This window comes from Streptomyces sp. SudanB5_2050 (genome assembly GCF_964272335.1).
In the GTDB taxonomy this organism is placed as follows: domain Bacteria; phylum Actinomycetota; class Actinomycetes; order Streptomycetales; family Streptomycetaceae; genus Streptomyces; species Streptomyces rochei.
Genome location: NZ_OZ186760.1, coordinates 2,621,609 through 2,642,006 on the forward strand (window position 1 = coordinate 2,621,609; position 20,398 = coordinate 2,642,006).

Annotated in this window: 16 protein-coding genes; 10 read left to right on the plus strand and 6 right to left on the minus strand. The window is 74.1% G+C overall.

Annotated features, from left to right (window positions below; genetic code table 11):
- Positions 1 to 91 precede the first annotated feature (91 nt).
- From ACFZP7_RS11735 to ACFZP7_RS11745, 3 genes are all read right to left on the minus strand, one after another.
- Positions 92 to 1,357, minus strand: coding sequence for an NAD(P)/FAD-dependent oxidoreductase (locus tag ACFZP7_RS11735; protein ID WP_031014633.1), 1,266 nt, complete (start codon positions 1,355 to 1,357; stop codon positions 92 to 94).
- 144 nt (positions 1,358 to 1,501) lie between these two features.
- A complete protein-coding gene (locus tag ACFZP7_RS11740) occupies positions 1,502 to 2,776 on the minus strand; it encodes a deoxyguanosinetriphosphate triphosphohydrolase (RefSeq protein ID WP_029393533.1) in 1,275 nt (424 codons plus the stop codon).
- A 39-nt stretch (positions 2,777 to 2,815) separates the two neighbouring features.
- Positions 2,816 to 3,655, minus strand: coding sequence for a sirohydrochlorin chelatase (locus ACFZP7_RS11745; protein ID WP_385634367.1), 840 nt, complete (start codon positions 3,653 to 3,655; stop codon positions 2,816 to 2,818).
- A 166-nt stretch (positions 3,656 to 3,821) separates the two neighbouring features.
- On the opposite strand from ACFZP7_RS11745, the gene ACFZP7_RS11750 reads away from it, so the two are divergent.
- Both ACFZP7_RS11750 and ACFZP7_RS11755 read left to right on the plus strand, forming a co-directional pair.
- The gene (locus ACFZP7_RS11750) at positions 3,822 to 4,508 is read left to right on the plus strand and encodes a vancomycin high temperature exclusion protein (RefSeq protein WP_127439736.1); all 687 of its coding nucleotides are present in this window, start codon (positions 3,822 to 3,824) and stop codon (positions 4,506 to 4,508) included.
- 110 nt (positions 4,509 to 4,618) lie between these two features.
- A complete protein-coding gene (locus tag ACFZP7_RS11755) occupies positions 4,619 to 6,739 on the plus strand; it encodes a molybdopterin oxidoreductase family protein (RefSeq protein WP_385634368.1) in 2,121 nt (706 codons plus the stop codon).
- A gap of 18 nt (positions 6,740 to 6,757) precedes the next feature.
- Here ACFZP7_RS11755 and ACFZP7_RS11760 read toward each other — a convergent pair whose 3' ends face one another.
- Positions 6,758 to 6,982, minus strand: coding sequence for a hypothetical protein (locus ACFZP7_RS11760; protein ID WP_385634369.1), 225 nt, complete (start codon positions 6,980 to 6,982; stop codon positions 6,758 to 6,760).
- Between the two features lie 134 nt (positions 6,983 to 7,116).
- On the opposite strand from ACFZP7_RS11760, the gene ACFZP7_RS11765 reads away from it, so the two are divergent.
- The 3 genes from ACFZP7_RS11765 to ACFZP7_RS11775 all read left to right on the plus strand — a co-directional run bounded on the left by ACFZP7_RS11765 (position 7,117) and on the right by ACFZP7_RS11775 (position 10,352).
- Positions 7,117 to 8,763 carry a M4 family metallopeptidase gene (locus ACFZP7_RS11765; protein ID WP_385634370.1) on the plus strand — a complete coding sequence of 549 codons (1,647 nt, stop codon included), beginning with the start codon at positions 7,117 to 7,119 and terminating at the stop codon, positions 8,761 to 8,763.
- 304 nt (positions 8,764 to 9,067) lie between these two features.
- Positions 9,068 to 9,601, plus strand: coding sequence for a hypothetical protein (locus ACFZP7_RS11770; protein WP_355514122.1), 534 nt, complete (start codon positions 9,068 to 9,070; stop codon positions 9,599 to 9,601).
- Between the two features lie 124 nt (positions 9,602 to 9,725).
- Entirely contained in the window at positions 9,726 to 10,352 is a 627-nt protein-coding gene (locus ACFZP7_RS11775) for a class F sortase (protein ID WP_031014620.1), read from the plus strand.
- A 6-nt stretch (positions 10,353 to 10,358) separates the two neighbouring features.
- On the opposite strand, the gene ACFZP7_RS11780 is transcribed toward ACFZP7_RS11775, so the two are convergent.
- A complete protein-coding gene (locus tag ACFZP7_RS11780; RefSeq protein WP_109203007.1) occupies positions 10,359 to 11,141 on the minus strand; it encodes a TSUP family transporter in 783 nt (260 codons plus the stop codon).
- A gap of 208 nt (positions 11,142 to 11,349) precedes the next feature.
- On the opposite strand from ACFZP7_RS11780, the gene ACFZP7_RS11785 reads away from it, so the two are divergent.
- The 5 genes from ACFZP7_RS11785 (at position 11,350) to ACFZP7_RS11805 (ending at position 17,516) form a co-directional block, all read left to right on the plus strand.
- Positions 11,350 to 12,570: an NAD(P)/FAD-dependent oxidoreductase gene (locus tag ACFZP7_RS11785; protein ID WP_385634371.1), complete on the plus strand. Its 1,221-nt coding sequence runs from the start codon at positions 11,350 to 11,352 to the stop codon at positions 12,568 to 12,570.
- A complete protein-coding gene (gene nirB, locus ACFZP7_RS11790) occupies positions 12,570 to 15,191 on the plus strand; it encodes a nitrite reductase large subunit NirB (protein ID WP_385634372.1) in 2,622 nt (873 codons plus the stop codon). The genes ACFZP7_RS11785 and nirB overlap by 1 nt, the downstream gene beginning before the upstream one ends.
- Positions 15,188 to 15,538 (plus strand): nitrite reductase small subunit NirD, encoded by a 351-nt coding sequence (gene nirD, locus ACFZP7_RS11795; protein WP_030972435.1) that lies wholly within the window; start codon positions 15,188 to 15,190, stop codon positions 15,536 to 15,538. Before nirB ends, nirD begins: the two co-directional genes overlap by 4 nt.
- 188 nt (positions 15,539 to 15,726) lie before the next feature.
- Complete coding sequence (locus ACFZP7_RS11800; RefSeq protein WP_030972437.1) at positions 15,727 to 16,881, plus strand: alkaline phosphatase PhoX; 1,155 nt, start codon at positions 15,727 to 15,729, stop codon at positions 16,879 to 16,881.
- A gap of 152 nt (positions 16,882 to 17,033) precedes the next feature.
- Positions 17,034 to 17,516, plus strand: coding sequence for an LAETG motif-containing sortase-dependent surface protein (locus tag ACFZP7_RS11805; protein ID WP_385634373.1), 483 nt, complete (start codon positions 17,034 to 17,036; stop codon positions 17,514 to 17,516).
- Positions 17,517 to 17,661: 145 nt separating this feature from the next.
- Here the strand turns inward: ACFZP7_RS11805 and ppdK are convergent, their stop codons facing one another.
- Entirely contained in the window at positions 17,662 to 20,391 is a 2,730-nt protein-coding gene (gene ppdK / locus ACFZP7_RS11810; RefSeq protein ID WP_019326365.1) for a pyruvate, phosphate dikinase, read from the minus strand.
- Positions 20,392 to 20,398: the final 7 nt, after the last annotated feature.

The following is a 20,398-nucleotide window of genomic DNA, read 5'->3' on the forward strand; positions in this document are numbered from 1 at the left end:
CGCCGACACTCCTCCGCTGCGGTGATCGGCTCCCCGGCCGGGGGCCCGGGGCCGCCTTCCCGGGAATCGCGGCCCGGCGGGGGTGCGCCGGCTAGGCGACGAGGCTCTCGAGCGGGACGTGCGGGTCGGCCAGCGCCTCCGTCTCCACCCGGGCCTGCGAGCGGATCAGCCGCTGGATCGGCTCCGTGACGTCCCACACGTTGACGTTCATCCCGGCGAGCACCCGGCCGTCCTTCACCCAGAAGGCGATGAACTCGCGCTTGGCCGCGTCGCCGCGGATCACCACCTGGTCGTAGGACCCGGGCGGCGCCCAGCCGGAGTACTCCATGCCCAGGTCGTACTGGTCGGTGAAGAAGTAGGGCACGCGGTCGTGGGCGAGGCTCCTGCCGAGCATCGCGCGGGCGGCGGCCGGGCCTCCGTTGAGGGCGTTGGCCCAGTGCTCGACGCGCAGACGGGTGTCGAAGAGGGCGTGGTGGAAGGAGGCCACGTCGCCGGCGGCGTAGATGTCGGGGTCGGAGGTGCGCAGGTCCGCGTCGACCACGATGCCGCCGCCGTGCTCCGGGTCGGCGATCTCCAGGCCCGCCGCCTGGGCCAGCGCGGTGCGCGGGGCGGCGCCGATGGCGGCGAGCACGTCGTGCGCGGGGTGCTCCTCGCCGTCGTCGGTGCGGGCGGCCAGCACCATGCCGTCCTGGCCGACGATCTCGGCCAGCCGCACGCCGAAGCGGAAGCGCACGCCGTGCGCCTCGTGCAGCTCGGCGAAGACCGACCCCAGCTCGGGGCCGAGGACGCCGTGCAGCGGGGTCGGCCCGGGCTCCACGACGGTCACCTCCGCGCCGTACTCGCGGGCCGCCGCCGCGACCTCCAGGCCGATCCAGCCGGCGCCGGCGATCACCAGGTGGCCGTTGTCCCGGCCGAGGGAGGCGAGGACGCCCTTGAGGCGTTCGGCGTGGGCGAGGCGGCGCAGGTGGTGGACGCCCGCGAGGCCGGTGCCGGGGACGTCGAGGCGGCGGGGCTCGGCGCCGGTCGCGATGAGCAGCTTGTCGTACCCGGCGCGGGTGCCGTCGTCGCCGTAGTGGACGGTCTTGGCGACGCGGTCGATCCCGACGACGGTCTGGCCGAGGTGCAGCTCGATGTCGTGCTGGGCGTACCAGGCGGGCTCGTGGACGAAGACGCTGTCGCGTTCCTCCTTGCCGAGGAGGTAGCCCTTGGACAGCGGCGGGCGCTCGTAGGGGTGGTCGCGTTCGTCGCAGATGAGGATCACCCGGCCGGTGAACCCCTCGGCGCGGAGCGTCTCGGCCGCCTTCGCGCCCGCCAGGCCGCCTCCGACGATGACGAATGTCTGATCCGCGTCGACCACTTGTCTGCCTCCTCGTCAGGGTGCCGCCACATGCGAGCGTCCCGCACGCGGCGTGGCGCGGGAAGAGGGAGTGGCCCGATCAGGCCACCCGGGGCGCTGTTTCCCGCGCTCCCGGCCCGTCGGGTCACTCCTGTCCCGCCAGTCTCATGGATGCCCCGTCAGACGGGCGTGAAGCGAACGGGCCGAGGCGTCGGTGAGGGAGGCGATCTGGTCGACGATCACCCGTTTGCGCGCCCGGTCGTCGGGGGCCGCGTCGAACAGGGCGCGGAACTGGGGGTCGAGTCCGTCCGGGGCGCGGGCGGTGAGCGCCTCGGCCAGCTCGGCGACGACGACGCGCTGGTCGGCGCGGAGCCGCTCCTGCTCGGTGCGCTGCATCACGTACCGGACGGCGACCGCCTTGAGGACGGCGCACTCCATGCGGGTCTCGCGGGGGACGACCAGCTCGGCGGTGTACCGGGTGAGCCGGCCGTCGCCGTAGGCGGCCCGGGTGGCGGCCTCGGCGGCGAGGCAGAAGCGGCCGATGAGCTGGCTGGTGGCGTCCTTGAGGCGGGCCTGGGCGGTGGCGGAGCCGTCGTAGCCGTGCGGCCACCAGTCCTGGGCGAGGAGGCGGTCGAGGGCGGCGGCGAGTTCCGCGTGGTCGGTGCCGGCGGGGACGTAGCGTCCGACGGCGGCCTCGAAGACCGCCTCGCGTTCGGGGTCGGCGAGCAGGCAGTTCGGGTCGATGTGGCCGGCGTGCAGGCCGTCCTCGACGTCGTGCACGGAGTACGCCACGTCGTCGGCCCAGTCCATGACCTGCGCCTCGAAGCAGGTGCGGGCCCCGGGGGCGTCCTCGCGGAGCCAGGCGAAGACGGGCCGGTCGTCGTCGTACACGCCGAACTTGGGTGAGGCCGGCTCGGTGGGGTGGGCGCCCCGCGGCCAGGGGTACTTGGTGGCCGCGTCGAGCGTGGCGCGGGTGAGGTTGAGGCCGACGGAGCCGGTCTCGGTGAACCGCTTGGGCTCGATGCGGGTGAGCAGCCGCAGCGACTGGGCGTTGCCCTCGAAGCCGCCGCAGTCGCGCGCGAACTCGTTCAGCGCCTGTTCGCCGTTGTGGCCGAAGGGCGGATGGCCCAGGTCGTGGGCGAGGCAGGCCGCTTCCACGAGGTCGGGGTCGCAGCCGAGCGCGGCGCCGAGTTCGCGGCCGACCTGGGCGCATTCCAGGGAGTGCGTGAGGCGGGTGCGGGGGCTGGCGTCCCAGACGGGGCTCCCCTCCCCCGGCGCCACGACCTGCGTCTTGCCGGCCAGGCGCCGCAGGGCGGCGGAGTGCAGGATGCGGGCGCGGTCGCGCTGGAAGGCGGTGCGGCCGGGGCGTTTGTCGGGTTCGGGGGCGTAGCGGGCCACTGAAGCGGAGTCGTACGAGGGTGGGGGTGCGGTGCCTTCCATGTCATGAACAGTAAGCGGAAGGTGTGACAGGCGGGTCGCCTAGGCGTGGGCCGGGTGGGCTCCGCTCGCGGGTGCGGCGTGGGCCATGGCCGCTTGCGCGGGCCTGTGCGCCCTTGTGGGCGGGTCGCTCTCGCCGCCGAGGGCGCGTGCTCGGTCGTAGCGGTGCAGGAGCAGGCGGGCCATCGCCGGGTGGGTGCCCAGCGGGGCCGACGCGATCCAGGGGGCCGCTGCCGCGCACTCCGTCGCGAAGCGGCCGGGGGCGGTGAAGTACGAGGCGACGGCGATGTTGCGGTAGCCCCGGGCGGTCAGCGTGCGCACGGCCTCCGGGACCGTCGGGGCCGCCGCCGAGGCGTACGCCGGGACCACCGGGACACCGAGGCGGGCGGCCAGGAGCGACGCCGTACGGTCCGTGTCGGTCCGGGAGTCCGGGTCGCGGGAGCCCGCGGCGGCGAGGACGACGGCGGCGTCCCGGGGGGCGTGGAGGGGCCAGCCGGCCTCCAGGAGGTTGTCGTGCAGGACGTCCACGAGGAGGGGGTGCGGGCCGAGCGGGGCGGCCACGCGGGTGCGGGCCGGGGAGGCCGCGGCCGTCTCCGGGATGTCCCGTTTGACGTGGTGGCCGCGGCTGAGGAGGAGCGGGACGAGGACCGCCTCCCGGTGGCCGAGCGCGGCCAGCGTGCCGGGGAGCAGCGGGGCGTTCAGCTCGATGTGGCCGAGGTGCACCGGCAAGGCGGGGCGCAGGGCGCGGACCCGGTCGAGCAGGGCGCGCACGGTGCTCAGGGCGCGCGGGTCGCGGCTGCCGTGGGCGACGACGACCAGGGCGGGGGTGCCGCCGGGGGTCGCCGTGCCGGTGGTCCGGCCCATCGGTGTCGTCGCCGTCATGGGTCGAGGGTGGCGGCCGGACGTTGCCTCCCCGTTGCGCGGATGTCACGGGTGTTTTCCGGCGGTTCACGCGGCGCCGGGCGGTGCGTGTGAGCGGCCGGTGAACCGGCGGACGCGTCCGGGCGTCCCTGGGGTCAGGGGACGACCGGGGAGGGGACCGACACCGATGCGCCGCTGGAGACCTCGCGTACCGCGCCTACCACGCACCCGGAAGGGACGGCGACGGCTGGTGCGGGCGGTGGTGGCCGGGTGCGTGCTGGCGCTGCTGCCGGGCGCGTGGCTGCGCCTGGTGACGGACGACCGGCTGCACACCACGGCGGACGTGCCGCGCACCGAGGTCGCCGTGGTGTTCGGGGCGGGGCTGTGGGACGGGGAGCCGTCGCCGTACCTCGCCCACCGGCTGGACGCGGCGGCGAGCCTGTACCGCGCGGGCCGGGTCGAGGTGGTCCTGGTCACCGGGGACAACAGCCGGGAGGAGTACGACGAGCCCGACGCGATGCGCGCGTACCTGGTCCGGCACGGGGTGCCCGACGGGCGGATCGTCAGCGACTACGCGGGCTTCGACACCTGGGACTCCTGTGTCCGCGCCAAGAAGATCTTCGGCGTGGACCGGGCGGTCCTGATCAGCCAAGGCTTCCACATCCGGCGGGCGGTGGCCCTGTGCGAGGAGGCGGGTGTGGCGTCGTACGGCGTCGGGGTCGACGACCGGCACGACCTCACCTGGTACTACGGGGGCGCGCGGGAGGTCCTCGCGGCGGGCAAGGCGGCGCTGGACGCCCTCTTCGAGCCGGACCCGCGCTTCCTGGGGCCGAGGGAGCCCGGCGTGGAGCGGGCCCTGGCCGGCGCGCGCTGAACCGGTGACACGGCCCTCACGGCGGCCGGCGGGCGGCGGGGAGGTCACCGACGCGGCGGTGTAACGCACGACCGCCCGGACGCGTAACACGCGCGTCGCACGCTGGCGGCATGCAGAACACCGCCGCGCCCACGCCCACGCACTGCCCGTACTGCGCGCTGCAGTGCGGGATGAACCTGACGCCCGTCGAGGGCGGGACCGTCGAGGTGTCGGAACGCGTGGACTTCCCCGTCAACCGGGGTGCCCTGTGCGGCAAGGGGCGGACGGCGCCGGCGGTCCTCGCGCCGGGTGCGCGCCTGACCTCGCCGCTGGTGCGGTCGGAGGAGGGCGTGCTGGTGCCGGCGGGCTGGGACGAGGCGCTGGACCGGATCGCGGGGAACCTCGCCCGGACGCGGGCCCGGTCCGGCGCGGACGCGCTCGGGGTGTTCGGCGGGGGCGGGCTGACCAACGAGAAGGCGTACGCGCTGGGGAAGTTCGCCCGGGTGGTGCTGGGGACCTCGCAGATCGACTACAACGGCCGGTTCTGCATGTCGTCGGCGGCGGCGGCCGGCACGAAGGCGTTCGGACTCGACCGGGGGCTGCCGTTCCCGCTGGAGGACATCCCGCGCACGGGCTGCGTGATCCTCGTCGGGTCGAACCCGGCGGAGACCATGCCGCCGTCCCTGCGCTACTTCACCGAGCTGCGCGAGAACGGCGGCACGCTGATCGTCGTCGACCCGCGCCGGACGAGGACCGCGGAACAGGCCGACCTGCACCTCGCGCCCCGGCCCGGCACCGACCTGGCGCTCGCGCTGGGCATGCTGCACCTGGTCGTCGCCGAGGGGCGGGTGGACGAGGAGTACGTCGAGGAGCGCACCTCGGGCTGGGAGGACGCCCGGGCGGCGGCGATGGCGCACTGGCCGGAGTACGTGGAGCGGATCACGGGGGTGTCCGTTCCGGAACTTCGGGAGGCGGTGCGGCTGTTCTGCGCGCCCCGGGCGGCGATGGTGCTGACCGCGCGCGGACCCGAGCAGCAGGCCAAGGGGACGGACACGGTGGGCGCCTGGATCAACCTGTGCCTGGCGACCGGGAGGGCCGGGCGGCCCCTGTCCGGGTACGGCTGCCTGACGGGGCAGGGCAACGGGCAGGGCGGGCGGGAACACGGGCAGAAGGCCGACCAGTTGCCGGGCTACCGCAAGCTGACCGATCCGGCGGCGCGGCGGCACGTCGCCGGGGTGTGGGGCGTGGACCCGGACTCGCTGCCGGGCCCGGGGCGCAGCGCGTACGAGCTGCTGGACGCGCTGGGCACGGACATCAGGTCGCTGCTGGTGATGGGGTCCAACCCGGTGGTGTCGGCGCCCCGCGCGGCGCACGTCGAGGAGCGGCTGCGGTCGCTGGACTTCCTGGCCGTGTGCGACGTGGTGCTCTCCGAGACGGCGGCGCTGGCGGACGTGGTCCTGCCGGTGACGCAGTGGGCGGAGGAGACGGGGACCACGACCAACCTGGAGGGACGGGTGCTGCTGCGGCGGCGCGCGATCACGCCGCCGGAGGGTGTCCGCAGCGACCTGGAGGTGCTGCACGAGCTGGCCGGCCGGCTCGGCGTGGAGAAGGGGTTCCCGACCCGGCCCGAGGAGGTCTTCGACGAGCTGCGCCGGGCGAGCGCGGGTGGTCCTGCGGACTACTCCGGGATCGACTACCGGCGACTGGCGGAGGAGAACGGGGTGTTCTGGCCGTGTCCGGCGCCGACGGATGAGGCCACTGAAGCGGCCAACCGGCATCCGGGCACTCCCCGGCTCTTCCTCGACCGCTTCGCCACCGACGACGGCCGGGCCCGGTTCGCCCCCGTCGCGCACCGGCCGAGCGCCGAGGAACCGGACGACGCGTACCCGGTGCTGCTGACGACCGGGCGGGTGGTGGCGCAGTACCAGTCCGGGGCGCAGACCCGGCGGGTGGAGGAGCTGAACGCCGCCGCGCCGGGCCCGTTCGTGGAGCTGCACCCGCGGCTGGCGGCGCGGCTCGGGGCGGCCGAGGGCGACCCGGTGGCCGTCGTGTCGCGGCGCGGGCGCGCGGTGGCTCCGGCCCGCATCACCCCCGGCATCCGGCCCGACACCGTGTTCATGCCCTTCCACTGGCCGGGCGAGGGCCGTGCCAACACGCTGACCAACCCGGCGCTCGACCCGACGTCCCGGATGCCGGAGTTCAAGGTGTGCGCGGTGCGGGTGGAGGCGGTGGAGGCGGTGGAGGCGCGGTAGGGACCCCGGCCACGGGGGTCACCGGTCGGTGATCCGCCACCCGCCGCCCTCGATCGGCGCGGCGCGGGCGCGCGGCCTCGCGGCGACGGCCGCGGCGGCGAGGTGGACCCGGGCGCGGACGGATGCGCCGTCGGCGTCCCGTACGACATGCCGGGCGCCCCGGTCGTAGAGGTGGCGCGGGTCTCCGAGCACGTACTCCTCCAGCCGGTCGACGGCATCGGGCTCGGCGTCCACGAGGGTCATTCACTCCCCTCACGATCTCCACGTGCGCGCTATGGACATGACATGTTCGGGGGCCCTTGAATCCCAGTCAGTACCCCCACCCCCACCCCCCACGTGTCCCCGCGCTCCCCCACGCGCCTTCTCCGAGGAGACCGATGAGCCGAATACGGCCCGTCCGCGGTTCCCGTCTCACCACCGCCGCCGTCAGCGCCACCGCCGCCTCCCTCCTGGTCGCCGGGCTCGCCCCCACCGCCGGCGCCGCCGGCCGCCCGACCCCCGCCGCGGCCGTCGACCACGCGGCCGCGGTCCTCGCGGACCGGCCCTCCGCCCTGGGTCTGACACCGGACCAGGAGACCGAGGTCCGTGACGTCGTCGTCGACGCGGACGGCACCCAGCACGTCCGCTACGACCGCACCTACCGCGGACTTCCCGTCCTGGGCGGCGACTTCGTCGTCCACCTCGCCCCCGACGGCGGCTACCTGGGTGCCGACCGGGCGACCCGGGCGGCCGTCTCCCTGCCCACCGTCACCCCCGGCCTGTCCGCGCCCCGGGCCGCCGACCTGGCCGCGACCGCCCTGCGCGCCGCGCACCCGGGCGCGTCGCTGAAGCGGCTCACCGCCGAGCCCGAGCTGGTCGTCGACGCCCTGCACGGCGCCCCCAGGCTGGCCTGGCGGACGAACGCCGTCGCGCTGGACCCCCTCGGCAACCCGGTCGCGCGCACCGTGCTGACCGACGCGGGCACCGGCGCCCGGATCGACGCCTGGGACGCGCTGGAGTCGGCGGCCGAGGGCGACGGGAAGTCGCTGTACGGCGGCACGGTGCCGCTGCGGACCACGCCGTCCGGGTCGTCGTACCAGCTGAAGGACCCGACGCGCGGCGGCACGTACACCGGTGACGCCCAGAACCGGACCGACCTGTGCGTCCTCGGCGTCTGCCTGGTCCGCGCCCCCTCGACCGTCCTCACCGACGCCGACAACCACTGGGGCACGGGCACGGCCGACGACCGCGCGTCGGCCGCGGTGGACGCGCAGTACGGCACCGACGTCACCTGGGACTACTACCGGGACGTCCACGGCCGCAGCGGCATCGCCGGCGACGGCAAGGGCTCGTACAACCGCGTGCACTACGGCACCCGGTACAACAACGCCTTCTGGGACGACGGCTGCTTCTGCATGACGTACGGCGACGGTGACGGGACGACCTTCGGTCCGCTGGTCTCGCTGGACGTCGCCGCCCACGAGATGACGCACGGCGTGACCTCGTCGACGGCGGCGCTGACGTACTCGGGCGAGTCCGGCGGGCTGAACGAGGCGACCTCCGACATCTTCGGCGCGCTGGTGGAGTGGCACGCGGACAACGCCACCGACCCCGGGGACTACCTGATCGGCGAGAAGGTGGTCCGCCCCGGCTTCGGCCGCGACGCCCTGCGCCGCATGGACCGGCCGAGCCGGGACGGCAGTTCGGCCGACTGCTGGAGCACGACCGCGGGCGACCTCGACGTCCACTACTCCTCCGGGATCGCCAACCACTTCGCCTACCTGCTGGCCGAGGGCAGCGGCGCCAAGGAGGTGGGCGGCGTGCGCTACGACTCCCCCACCTGCGACGGCTCCACCGTCTCCGGGATCGGCCGGGAGAAGCTGGGCGACGTCTGGTACCGGGCGCTGACGGTCTACATGACCTCCTCCACCGACTACGCGGGCGCCCGCACGGCCACCCTGAAGGCGGCGGAGGACCTGTACGGCGCCGACAGCCCGGAGTACGCCGCGGTGGGGGCGGCCTGGAGCGCGGTGAACGTGGGCTGACGCGCGACGCGGGCCCCCGCCCCGCCCCGGCTCCCCGGCGCCCTCTGCCGCCGGGGAGCCGGGGCGGTCCCGTTCGGCGGCACGGTCACCCGTTCACACGCGCGGGCGGCGCACCCGCGCAACTTCCCCCGGGTGCGCCCCCGGCGCGCCCGTGACCTGCCCGAACGGCGTCCAGCCCGGGGGTGCCGGGAGCGCGGGCGACACCCGTTCGTCCCATCCGCGGCCCGCTCTCGGGGAGCGGACCGTGCCGGGTGCCACTTTCCTCGGTAGGGCAGGGGCCACCGAACAGCTCGAAGGAGCACCGATGCGACGTACCGCCCGCCTGCTGACCGGCACCGCGCTCGCCGTCGCGGCCGTCGGCCTCGCCTCCCCGGCACCCGCGTACGCCGGGGACGCCCGGGCCACCGGTGGCCTGGAGGTGCGTCCCGCCTCGGTCGTACCGGGCGAACGGGCCACGGTGCACACGACCGCGTGCGGCGAGGACGGCGCGGCGGCGGGCGACGCCAGCGCGGTGGGCGCCGGTGAGTTCCCGCTGGCGCCGGGCGCGCGGGAGGGCGAGACGACCGGCGGCTTCCAGGTGCCGCCGAGCGCGCAGCCGGGCACGTACGAGATCGTCGCGACCTGTGGCGGGAGCGGCAAGCGGGTGGCGGGTGACCTGGTGGTCACGCTGACCGCCGCCCGTGAGCAGGTGCACCCCAGAGGAAGCGTGAAGACGGGGGTCGGCGGCGCCCTGGGCTCCGACCCCGTGCAGACCGCGGCCGGTGTGGCGGCTCTGGCCGTCGCCGCCGCGGGCGGTACCTGGCTCCTGCATCGCCGGGCGAGAGGCGACGGGATCTGACGGGCACCCTCCGCTGCCCGTCCGCCGGTACCGCACTTCCCCACCCCCTCCGGGTCCGACGCCCCTCGCGGCCCGGAGGGGGCAGGGGAACCCCCCGAGGGACCCGAGGGAGAGGGGTCGCGTCATGCGCAGGGTCGGCAACTCCGCGATAGCGGCGGTCACCGCGACGGCCCTCTGTTGCGGGGTGTGGCTGCTGCTCGACGCCGCCGGCACCGAGGCCCCGCCGCAGCCGTCGGCCGCGCAGGCCCGCACCGGCGCGGGACGGGCCGGTCAGGCGCCCGCGGCACCGGCGCTGCCGCCCTCGCCGCCCGAACGCGTCCGCATCCCGGCGATCGGCGTCGACGCCCCGACGACCGGCCTCGGGCTGACACCGTCCGGCAGCCTCGACGTGCCGCCGCCCGAGCAGGCCGGCCTCGCCGGCTGGTACGAGGCCGGCACCACCCCCGGCGAGACCGGCACCGCGATCGTCGCCGGGCACGTCGACAACGCCGAGGGTCCCGCCGTCTTCTACCGGCTCGGCGCGCTGGAGAAGGGCTCGGTGATCGAGGTCGACCGGCGCGACGGCGGCGTCGCGGTGTTCACGGTCGACGCGGTCGAGGTGTACGCGGCGAAGGACTTCCCCGACGAGAAGGTGTACGGCGCCGCGGACCGGCCGGAACTGCGCGTGATCACCTGCGGCGGCGCCTACTCGCGGAGCACCGGCTACCAGGGCAACGTCGTGGTCTTCGCGCACCTGACCGGCAGCCGCTGAGACCCGCTAGGCGATCCACTGCTCGTACGCCAGGTTCGCCACCAGCGCGAACACCACCGTCAGCAGCACGATCCGCACGAAGCCGCTGCCCCGCTTCAGCGCCGTGCGGGCACCGAGGGTGGCGCCCGCGAGGTTGAAGACGGCCATCAGGGCGGCCAGCTGCCACAGCACCGCGCCCTGCCAGGCGAACATCGCCAGGGCGCCGGCGTTGGTGCAGCAGTTGACGATCTTGGCGGTGGCGGAGGCGGTCACCAGGTCCAGGTGGAGGACGGCGGTGAGGGCCAGCACCAGGAAGGTGCCGGTGCCCGGGCCGATGAGCCCGTCGTAGAAGCCGATGCCGAGGCCCGCGAGGCCGATCGCGGCGAGGGTCTGGCGGCGGGTGGCGGGGCCGGCGGCGGGGGCGGTGCCGAAGGCGGGGCGCAGGATCACGAAGGCCGCGACCGCCAGCAGCACCACCATGATCACGGGCTTGAGCACCTCGGTGCTCATCCCGGCCGCGAAGAAGGCCCCGCCGGACGATCCGGCGAGCGCCGCCAGGCCGATGCGCACGGCGGTGCCGACGTCCACGGGGGCCTTGCGGGCGTACGTCACCGCCGCGCCCGTGGTGCCGACGATGGCGACCGCCTTGTTGGTGCCCAGCGCGTGCGCGGCCGGTGTCCCGGCGGGCAGGCCCAGCAGCAGCGCGGGCAGCAGCAGGAGCCCGCCGCCGCCGACCACGGCGTCGATCCAGCCGGCCGCGAGCGCGGCGAGACAGAGCAGGACGACCGTGGTCAGCGTTATGTCGGGCATGATCGTGACCCTATGGACGGGATGGATGTGCCGTCCATCGAGATGAGGGACTTCTGAGGTTGCCGGGCCGTCCGGCCCCGCCCCGGGCACGGCCACCGGCCCAGCGGAAGGCCCTCACACCCCTCCCCCGCACCCGCTGAGGGCAGCGTTCCCCGTGGGAAACAGTCGCGATGCCACCGGGTAACACCCGCACCGCAGTCTCGACGCCATGACCTCGAATACGCGTGTGGTGGTGATCGGCGCCGGACTCGCGGGCGTCACGCTCGCCCGTCGGCTCGCCGAGCTGGGCACGCCCGCGCTGGTCGTCGGCGACGAGGAGCACCGCCCGTACAACCGGGTGCTGCTCGCCGAGGTGCTGGCCGGACGGTACGGCCCCGAAGTGGTCGCCCTGCCCGCGCCGGCCGGGCTGCTGCGCGGCCGGGTCACCGGGATCGACCGGGCCGGGCGCGTCGTCCGCTGCGCCGACGGCTCCGTGATCGCATACGACACGCTCGTCCTGGCCACCGGCTCCAACCCCGTCCTGCCGCCGCTGCGCGGCCTGTTCACCCCGGACCGGGAGCTGCCCGAGGGCGTGCACGCCTTCCGGACGATGGACGACTGCCTGGCCCTGTCCAAGGCGCTGCGGCCGGGAACGCGGGCGGTCGTGATCGGGGGCGGGCTGCTCGGGGTGTCCGCCGCCCGCGCGCTGGCCGTGCGCGGCGCGCAGGTCGTCCTCGCCCAGCAGTCCGAGCGGCTCATGGAACGCCAGCTCGACCCGGCCGCCTCCGCGCTCGTGCGCCGGCACCTGGAGGACCTGGGCGTCGAGGTGCACACCGAGTGCCGGGTGCGGGACGTGCGGAGCGTCGGCGGCGCGGTGCGGTCGGTGGAGATGGCCGACGGGTACGCGCTCGGCGCCGACGTCGTCGTCCTGGCGTGCGGGGTCCGCCCGCGGGTCGGGCTGGCGCGGGAGGCGGGACTCGAGGTCGGCAGGGGCGTCCTGGTCGACGACGAGCTGCGCACCGACGACCCGCACATCCGCGCCATCGGTGACTGCGCCGAGCACGCGGGACGCGTCTACGGGCTCGCCGCCCCCGCCCTGGAGCAGGCCGGCGCGCTCGCCGGACTGCTCGCCGGGGACGGCACCACCGCCCGCTACACCGGCACCCGCTCCCTGACCAGGCTGACCCTCACCGGACCCGACAGCCCCTTCGACCTCGCCGCGTTCGGCGAGACCGACCCCCGCCCCGGCGACGACGTCGTGCAGCTCGCCGACGCCACCCGGGGCACCTACCGCAAGGTCGTCGTCCGGGACGACCGGCTGGTCGGCGGGGTCCTGGTCGGCGAACTCGGCACCGTCGGCGCGCTCGCGCGCGCCTGGGAGGGAGCAGAGCCGCTCCCGTCCGACGGCGGCCCCCTGCTCCACCTGCTCACCCATGACGGAGGCTCCTGATGACCACCGCCCCGGGGCCCACCCCCACCATCGTCCTCGTCGGCCACGGCATGGTCGGCCAGCGCTTCCTGGAGGCGCTCGCCGAGCGCGGCCTGACCGCCACCCACCGCGTGGTGGTGCTGTGCGAGGAGCCGCGCCCGGCCTACGACCGCGTCCACCTCACCTCGTACTTCTCGGGCAAGACCCCCGACGACCTGTCGATGACCGACCTCGCCTTCCTCGAGGAGCACGGCATCGAGCTGCGCGTCGGCGACCCGGCCGAGAGCGTCGACCGCGCGGCGCGCACGGTGACCGCCCGCTCCGGTCTGGTCGTCGGCTACGACGTCCTGGTGCTGGCCACCGGCTCCTACCCCTTCGTGCCGCCGGTGCCCGGCAAGGACGCCGAGGGCTGCTTCGTCTACCGCACGATCGAGGACCTGCTCGCCATCGAGGAGTACGCGAAGACCGCGACGACCGGCGCGGTGGTCGGCGGCGGGCTGCTGGGGCTGGAGGCGGCCGGCGCGCTCAAGGGGCTCGGGCTGACCTCGCACATCGTGGAGTTCGCCCCGCGCCTGATGCCGGTCCAGGTCGACGAGGGCGGCGGCGCGGCCCTGCTGCGCACCATCGAGGGCATGGGCCTGTCCGTCCACACGGGCGTCGGCACCCAGGAGATCGTGGTCGACGGGGCGACGGGCGCCGTCACCGGCATGAAGCTGTCCGACGGCTCCGAACTGGCCACCGATCTCGTCGTGTTCAGCGCCGGTGTCCGGCCGCGCGACCAGTTGGCCCGCGACTGCGGACTGGCGGTCGGCGAGCGCGGCGGCATCACGGTCGACGAGCAGTGCCGCACGGTGACCGACGAGCGGGTGTTCGCGATCGGCGAGTGCGCGCTGGCCGCCGACGGCCGGGTGTACGGGCTGGTGGCGCCCGGGTACGAGCAGGCGGAGACCGCCGCCGCCACCATCGCGGACCGGGAGGCGTCCTTCACGGGGGCCGACCTGTCCACCAAGCTGAAGCTGCTCGGCGTCGACGTGGCGTCCTTCGGCGACGCGCACGGCACCGCCGAGGACTGCCTGGACGTCGTCTACTCGGACTCCCGCGCGGGGCTGTACAAGAAGCTGGTCGTCGCCCGCGACGGCACGCTGCTCGGCGGCATCCTGGTCGGTGACGCGGACGCCTACGGCACGCTGCGCGCCTTCACCGGATCGGTCCCGCCGGTCTCCCCGGAGTCCCTGGTGCTGCCCGCCGGAGCCGGGGCGCCCGCCCAGCTCGGCCCGTCCGCCCTCCCCGACGACGCGGTGATCTGCTCCTGCCACAACGTCTCCAAGGGCACGGTCCGCGGCGCGGTGACGGAGCACTCCTGCACGACCGTGCCCGAGGTGAAGAAGTGCACCAAGGCCGGCACGGGCTGCGGCTCCTGCCTGAAGGTGCTGGGCCAGCTGGTCACCGCGGAACTGGAGGCGAGCGGCGTCGAGGTCGACAAGGGCCTGTGCGGCTGCTTCGCGCAGACCCGCGAGGAGCTGTACGAGATCGTCCTCGCCCTGCGGATCACCTCCTACCGGGAGTTGCTGGACCGGCACGGCCGCGAGGGCGCCCGGGGCGGCGACGGCTGCGAGGTCTGCAAGCCGACGGTCGGCTCGATCATCGCCTCCCTCGCCCCGGTCATCGGCGCCAGCGGCTACGTCCTGGACGGCGAGCAGGCGGCCCTCCAGGACACCAACGACCACTTCCTGGCCAACCTCCAGCGGAACGGCTCGTACTCCGTCGTGCCGCGCATCCCCGGCGGCGAGATCGCCCCGGAGAAACTGATCATCATCGGCGAGATCGCCCGGGACTTCGGGCTCTACACGAAGATCACCGGCGGTCAGCGCATCGACATGTTCGGCGCCCGCGTCGAGCAGCTGCCGATGATCTGGGCGCGGCTGGTGGACGCCGGCTTCGAGTCCGGGCACGCGTACGGCAAGTCGCTGCGCACGGTGAAGTCCTGCGTGGGGCAGACCTGGTGCCGCTACGGCGTCCAGGACTCGGTGCGGATGGCGATCGACCTGGAGCTGCGCTACCGGGGGCTGAGGTCCCCGCACAAGCTGAAGTCGGCGGTCTCCGGGTGCGCCCGCGAGTGCGCCGAGGCCCAGTCCAAGGACTTCGGGGTGATCGCCACGGCCAACGGCTGGAACCTCTACGTCGGCGGCAACGGCGGCGCCACCCCGCGCCACGCGGACCTGCTCGCGCAGGACCTGTCCGACGCCGAACTGGTGCGCCTGATCGACCGGTTCCTGATGTTCTACATCCGCACCGCCGACAAGCTGGAGCGCACCTCCACCTGGCTGGAGCGCATCCCGGGCGGCCTGGACCACGTGCGGGACGTCGTCGTGCACGACTCGCTCGGCATCTGCGACGAGCTGGAGGCCCTGATGCGGGCCCACGTCTCGCACTACCGCGACGAGTGGGCCGAGACCGTCAACGACCCGGAGAAGCTGGCCCGGTTCGTGTCCTTCGTGAACGCGCCCGACACCCCCGACCCGGTCGTGGGCTTCGTGCCCGAGCGCGACCAGATCAAGCCCGACCTGCCGCTGCTGGACATCGGCCTGCGGCGCCCCGCGGAAGACGACCTCGACCTCCTGGAAGGAAGCACCCGGCGATGACCCTGGCACCCGAGACGACCGACCTGAAGGTCCTGCTGCGGCTGGCGGACGACTGGTTCACGGCCTGCGACCTCGGCGCCCTGCTCCCGGGCCGGGGCGTGGCGGCCCTGCTGCCCGACGGCGGCCAGGTGGCCCTGTTCCGCGACCGGAGCGGCGAGCTGTACGCCATCGACAACCGGGACCCGTTCACCGGCGCCGCGGTCCTCTCCCGCGGCCTGACCGGCACCCACCGGGGCCGCCCCTTCGTCGCCTCCCCGCTGCTCAAGCAGCGCTTCGACCTGGCGACCGGGGTGTGCCTGGACGACGAGTCGGTGCGGGTGCGGACCTACGAGGTGAAGGCGGTGTAGGCCCCGCCGTCCTGTCGGTGTCCTGTCGGTTTCGGTTCACCGTGGTGGCCGTGGACCGCTGAGGGCGCGCGCCGCCCAGCCGTCATTAGTTGTCCATGCACCGTCAATGAGGCCGCTCTAGGGTCCGTAGCCGCACGCTCCCGCCGCCGTCCGGCGGCGGGCCCCGGTCAGGACACCCGGAGGCAGCAGTGGAACGTCGTACCCTCCTGCGCACGGCCGTCGTCGGCGGCTCTGCCGTGCTCGGCGGAGCCCTGTGGCGCGGTGCCGCGCACGCGGCCCCCGCCCAGCCCGGCAGCGGCCCGTACGGGGCGCTCGGGGCGCCCGACGCCAACGGCATCCGGCTGCCCGCGGGCTTCACCAGCAGGGTGATCGCCCGTTCCGGCCAGAAGGTCGCGGGCACCTCGTACACCTGGCACAACGCTCCGGACGGCGGCGCCTGTTACGCGGACGGCACGGGCTGGATCTACGTCTCCAACTCGGAGATCAACCCCTCCGGCGGGGCGAGCGCGGTGAAGTTCTCCTCCACCGGGACGATCACGTCGGCGTACCGGGTGCTCTCCGGCACCCGGCAGAACTGCGCGGGCGGCCGGACGCCGTGGAACACCTGGCTGTCCTGCGAGGAGGTGGACCGCGGGTACGTCTACGAGACCGACCCGTGGGGGGTGAAGGCGGCGGTGCGGCGGGACGCCATGGGCCGCTTCAAGCACGAGGCGGCGGCGGCCGACCCGGTCCGCGAGGCCGTCTACCTGACGGAGGACGTCAGCGACGGCTGCTTCTACCGCTTCCGTCCCACCACCTGGGGCGACCTGTCCGCCGGCACGCTGGAGGTGCTGGTCGCGGGCTCGGGCACCAGCGGACCGGTCACCTGGGCGAAGGTGCCCGACCCGTCCGGCGCCACAGCCACCCGCAACCAGGTCTCGGGCGCCAAGCGGTTCAACGGCGGCGAGGGCTGCTACTACGCGGACGACACCTGCTGGTTCACCACCAAGGGCGACAACCGCGTCTGGCAGTACGACGCCGCGGCCCGCACCATCGAGCTGGCCTACGACGACTCCCTGGTGACGTCCGGCACGGCCCCGCTGACCGGCGTGGACAACGTCACCGGCAGCTCCTCGGGCGACCTGTTCGTGGCCGAGGACGGCGGCACCATGGAGATCTGCGTGATCACGCCGAGCGACGTGATCGCCCCCTTCCTGCGCGTCGAGGGCCAGTCCGGCTCGGAGATCACGGGCCCCGCCTTCTCGCCGGACGGCACCCGGCTGTACTTCTCCAGCCAGCGGGGCACGAGCGGCAGCTCCTCCGGCGGGATCACCTACGAGGTGCGCGGGCCGTTCCGGGCGTAGCCCGCCGGCGGGCAGCCGGGAGACAGCGGAGAGCTACCGTCCGGTCACATCACGTTCCCATCACGAGTCCTTCATATCTCCACCACACCCCGCTCACCTCAATAGCTTCGTCACCTCACGTCCGCTCCACCACACCATTCCCGGGACTCCTGATGAAGCTGCTCCGCAAGCCCGCCGCCGTCGCCCTGGCCGCGGTGGCCCTGGCCGCCCTGCCCACCGCCGCCCAGGCGCACGACGGCAACCACCCGTTCGAGAACTGCACCGAGGCGTACGACGCCGGGTACTCCAACATCAAGAAGGGCGACGAGCACTACGGCGAGCACCTCGACCGCGACAAGGACGGCGTCGGCTGCGACAAGCCGCCCGCGGACTTCGTGCCCGCCGACGACAAGGACGCGGGCGACAAGGACTCGGACGGCAAGGACTCGGACGCCGGGGCCGGCTCCGGGAACGACGGGAACGCCGAGGGCTCCGGCGGTGGCGAGCAGGCCGCCGGGGACCAGGGCACCGACCTCGCCGAGACCGGCGGCGACGACACCACGCCGTACATCGCGGCGGGCGGCGCGGCCGTCGTGCTGGCCGGCGGCGGGCTGCTGCTGGCCACGCGCCGCCGCCGCAGCGACGGCGCCGGCTGACGCGCGGGGAAACGCGGGACGACGGAAGAGGCGGCACCCCCGCACAAGGGTGCCGCCTCTTTCCGTGAACCGGAGCCGCCGCCGATCGGTGAGGGTGGTCGGGTGACAGACGGCGGCTCCGGGGCATCGCGCCCCTCTCGGGGTCCTACCGGTGGTCGCTGCCCTTCGACTGCGACGCCGCCCGGCCCGCCTCCAGCCGCGCCACCGGGATGCGGAACGGGGAGCAGGAGACGTAGTCCAGGCCGACCTCGTGGAAGAAGTGGACGGACTCCGGGTCACCGCCGTGCTCGCCGCAGACGCCGAGCTTCAGGTCGGGACGGGTCTCGCGGCCGGCCTTCGCGGCGGCGGCGACCAGGGAACCGACACCGTCCTTGTCGATGGTCTCGAACGGGGAGACGCCGAAGATGCCCTTCTCCAGGTAGGCCGTGAAGAAGCTGGCCTCCACGTCGTCGCGGCTGAAGCCCCACACGGTCTGGGTGAGGTCGTTGGTGCCGAAGGAGAAGAACTCGGCGGCCTCGGCGATCTGGCCGGCGGTCAGCGCGGCGCGCGGCAGCTCGATCATCGTGCCGATGGAGAGCTTCAGCTTGGCGCCGGTGGCCGCCTCGACCTCGGCGATGACCTGATCGGCCTCGTCGCGGACGAGTTCCAGCTCCTGGACGGTGCCGACGAGCGGGATCATGATCTCGGCGCGCGGGTCGCCCTTGGCGGCCTTGCGCTCGGCCGCCGCCTCGGCGATGGCCCGCACCTGCATGGTGAACAGGCCGGGGATGACCAGGCCGAGACGGACGCCGCGCAGGCCCAGCATCGGGTTCTGCTCGTGCAGGCGGTGCACGGCCTGGAGCAGGCGCAGCTCGTTCTCGTGCGGCTCCTGGCGGGACTCGGCGAGCGCGACGCGCACCGACAGCTCGGTGATGTCGGGCAGGAACTCGTGCAGCGGCGGGTCGAGGAGGCGGACGGTGACCGGGAGGCCGTCCATCGCCTCGAACAGCTCGACGAAGTCCTGCTTCTGGAGCGGCAGCAGCTCCTTCAGCGACTCCTCGCGCTCGGCCTCGGTGTCGGCCAGGATCAGCCGCTCCACCAGCTCGCGCCGGTCGCCGAGGAACATGTGCTCGGTGCGGCACAGGCCGATGCCCTGGGCGCCGAACCGGCGGGCGCGCAGCGCGTCCTCGGCGTTGTCGGCGTTGGCGCGCACCCGCAGCCGGCGCTTGCGGTCGGCGAAGGCCATGATGCGGTGCACGGCCTCGACCAGCTCGTCGGCGTCCTCGGCGCCCGCGTGCATGCGGCCCTCGAAGTACTCGACGACCGGCGACGGCACGACGGGGACCTCGCCCAGGTAGACCTTGCCGGAGGAGCCGTCGATGGAGATGACGTCGCCCTCCTCGACGATGTGCCCGCCGGGCACGGTCATCCGGCGGCGCTTGGTGTCGACCTCCAGCTCCTCGGCGCCGCAGACACAGGTCTTGCCCATGCCGCGCGCGACCACGGCCGCGTGGGAGGTCTTGCCGCCGCGCGAGGTCAGGATGCCCTCGGCGGCGATCATGCCGTCCAGGTCGTCGGGGTTGGTCTCGCGGCGCACCAGGATGACCTTCTCGCCCGAGCGGGACCACTTGACGGCGGTGTACGAGTCGAAGACCGCCTTGCCGACCGCCGCGCCCGGGGAGGCCGCGATGCCCCGGCCGACCTTCTCGACCTTGGCGTCCTCGTCGAAGCGGGGGAACATCAGCTGGGCGAGCTGGGCGCCGTTGACGCGCTGCAGGGCCTCGGCCTCGTCGATCAGGCCCTGGTCGACGAGCTGGGTGGCGATGCGGAAGGCCGCGCCCGCCGTGCGCTTGCCGACGCGGGTCTGGAGCATCCACAGCTGGCCGCGCTCGATGGTGAACTCGATGTCGCACAGGTCCAGGTAGTGGTTCTCCAGCGTCTCCATGATCTGCATCAGCTGGTCGTACGACTTCTTGTCGATCGACTCCAGCTCCGCCAGCGGGACGGTGTTGCGGATACCGGCGACGACGTCCTCGCCCTGGGCGTTCTGGAGGTAGTCGCCGTAGACGCCCTGGTGGCCGGAGGCGGGGTCGCGGGTGAAGGCGACGCCGGTGCCGGAGTCGGGGCCGAGGTTGCCGAAGACCATGGAGCAGACGTTGACCGCGGTGCCCAGGTCGTGCGGGATGCGCTCCTGGCGGCGGTAGAGCTTGGCGCGCTCGCCGTTCCAGGAGTCGAAGACCGCCTTGATGGCGAGGTCCATCTGCTCGCGCGGGTCCTGCGGGAAGTCCCGGCCGGCCTCCTTCTTGACGATCTTCTTGAAGGTGGTGACCAGCTTCTTGAGGTCGGCGGCCTCCAGCTCGGTGTCGACCGTGACCTTCTTGGCCTGCTTGGCCTTGTCGAGGGCCTCCTCGAAGAGGTCGCCGTCGACGCCCAGGACGGTCTTGCCGAACATCTGGATCAGGCGGCGGTAGGAGTCCCAGGCGAAGCGGTCGTCGCCGGCCTGCTGGGCCAGTCCCTGCACCGACTTGTCGGAGAGGCCGATGTTGAGGACCGTGTCCATCATGCCGGGCATGGAGAACTTGGCTCCGGAGCGGACCGACACGAGGAGGGGGTCGTCGGCCTGGCCGAGCTTCTTGCCCATCTTCTCTTCGAGGGCGGCGAGGTGCGCACTCACCTCGTCACGCAGTGCCGTCGGCTCCTCGCCGCTGTCGAGGTAGGTCTTGCACGCCTCGGTGGTGATGGTGAAGCCGGGAGGGACCGGGAGACCCAGGTTGGTCATCTCGGCGAGGTTGGCACCCTTGCCGCCGAGGAGGTCCTTGAGGTCCTTGTTGCCCTCGGTGAAGTCGTAAACGAACTTCGGCGCGTTCGTTACCTGAGGTTCTTTGTTTTCCGACACGGGTCTC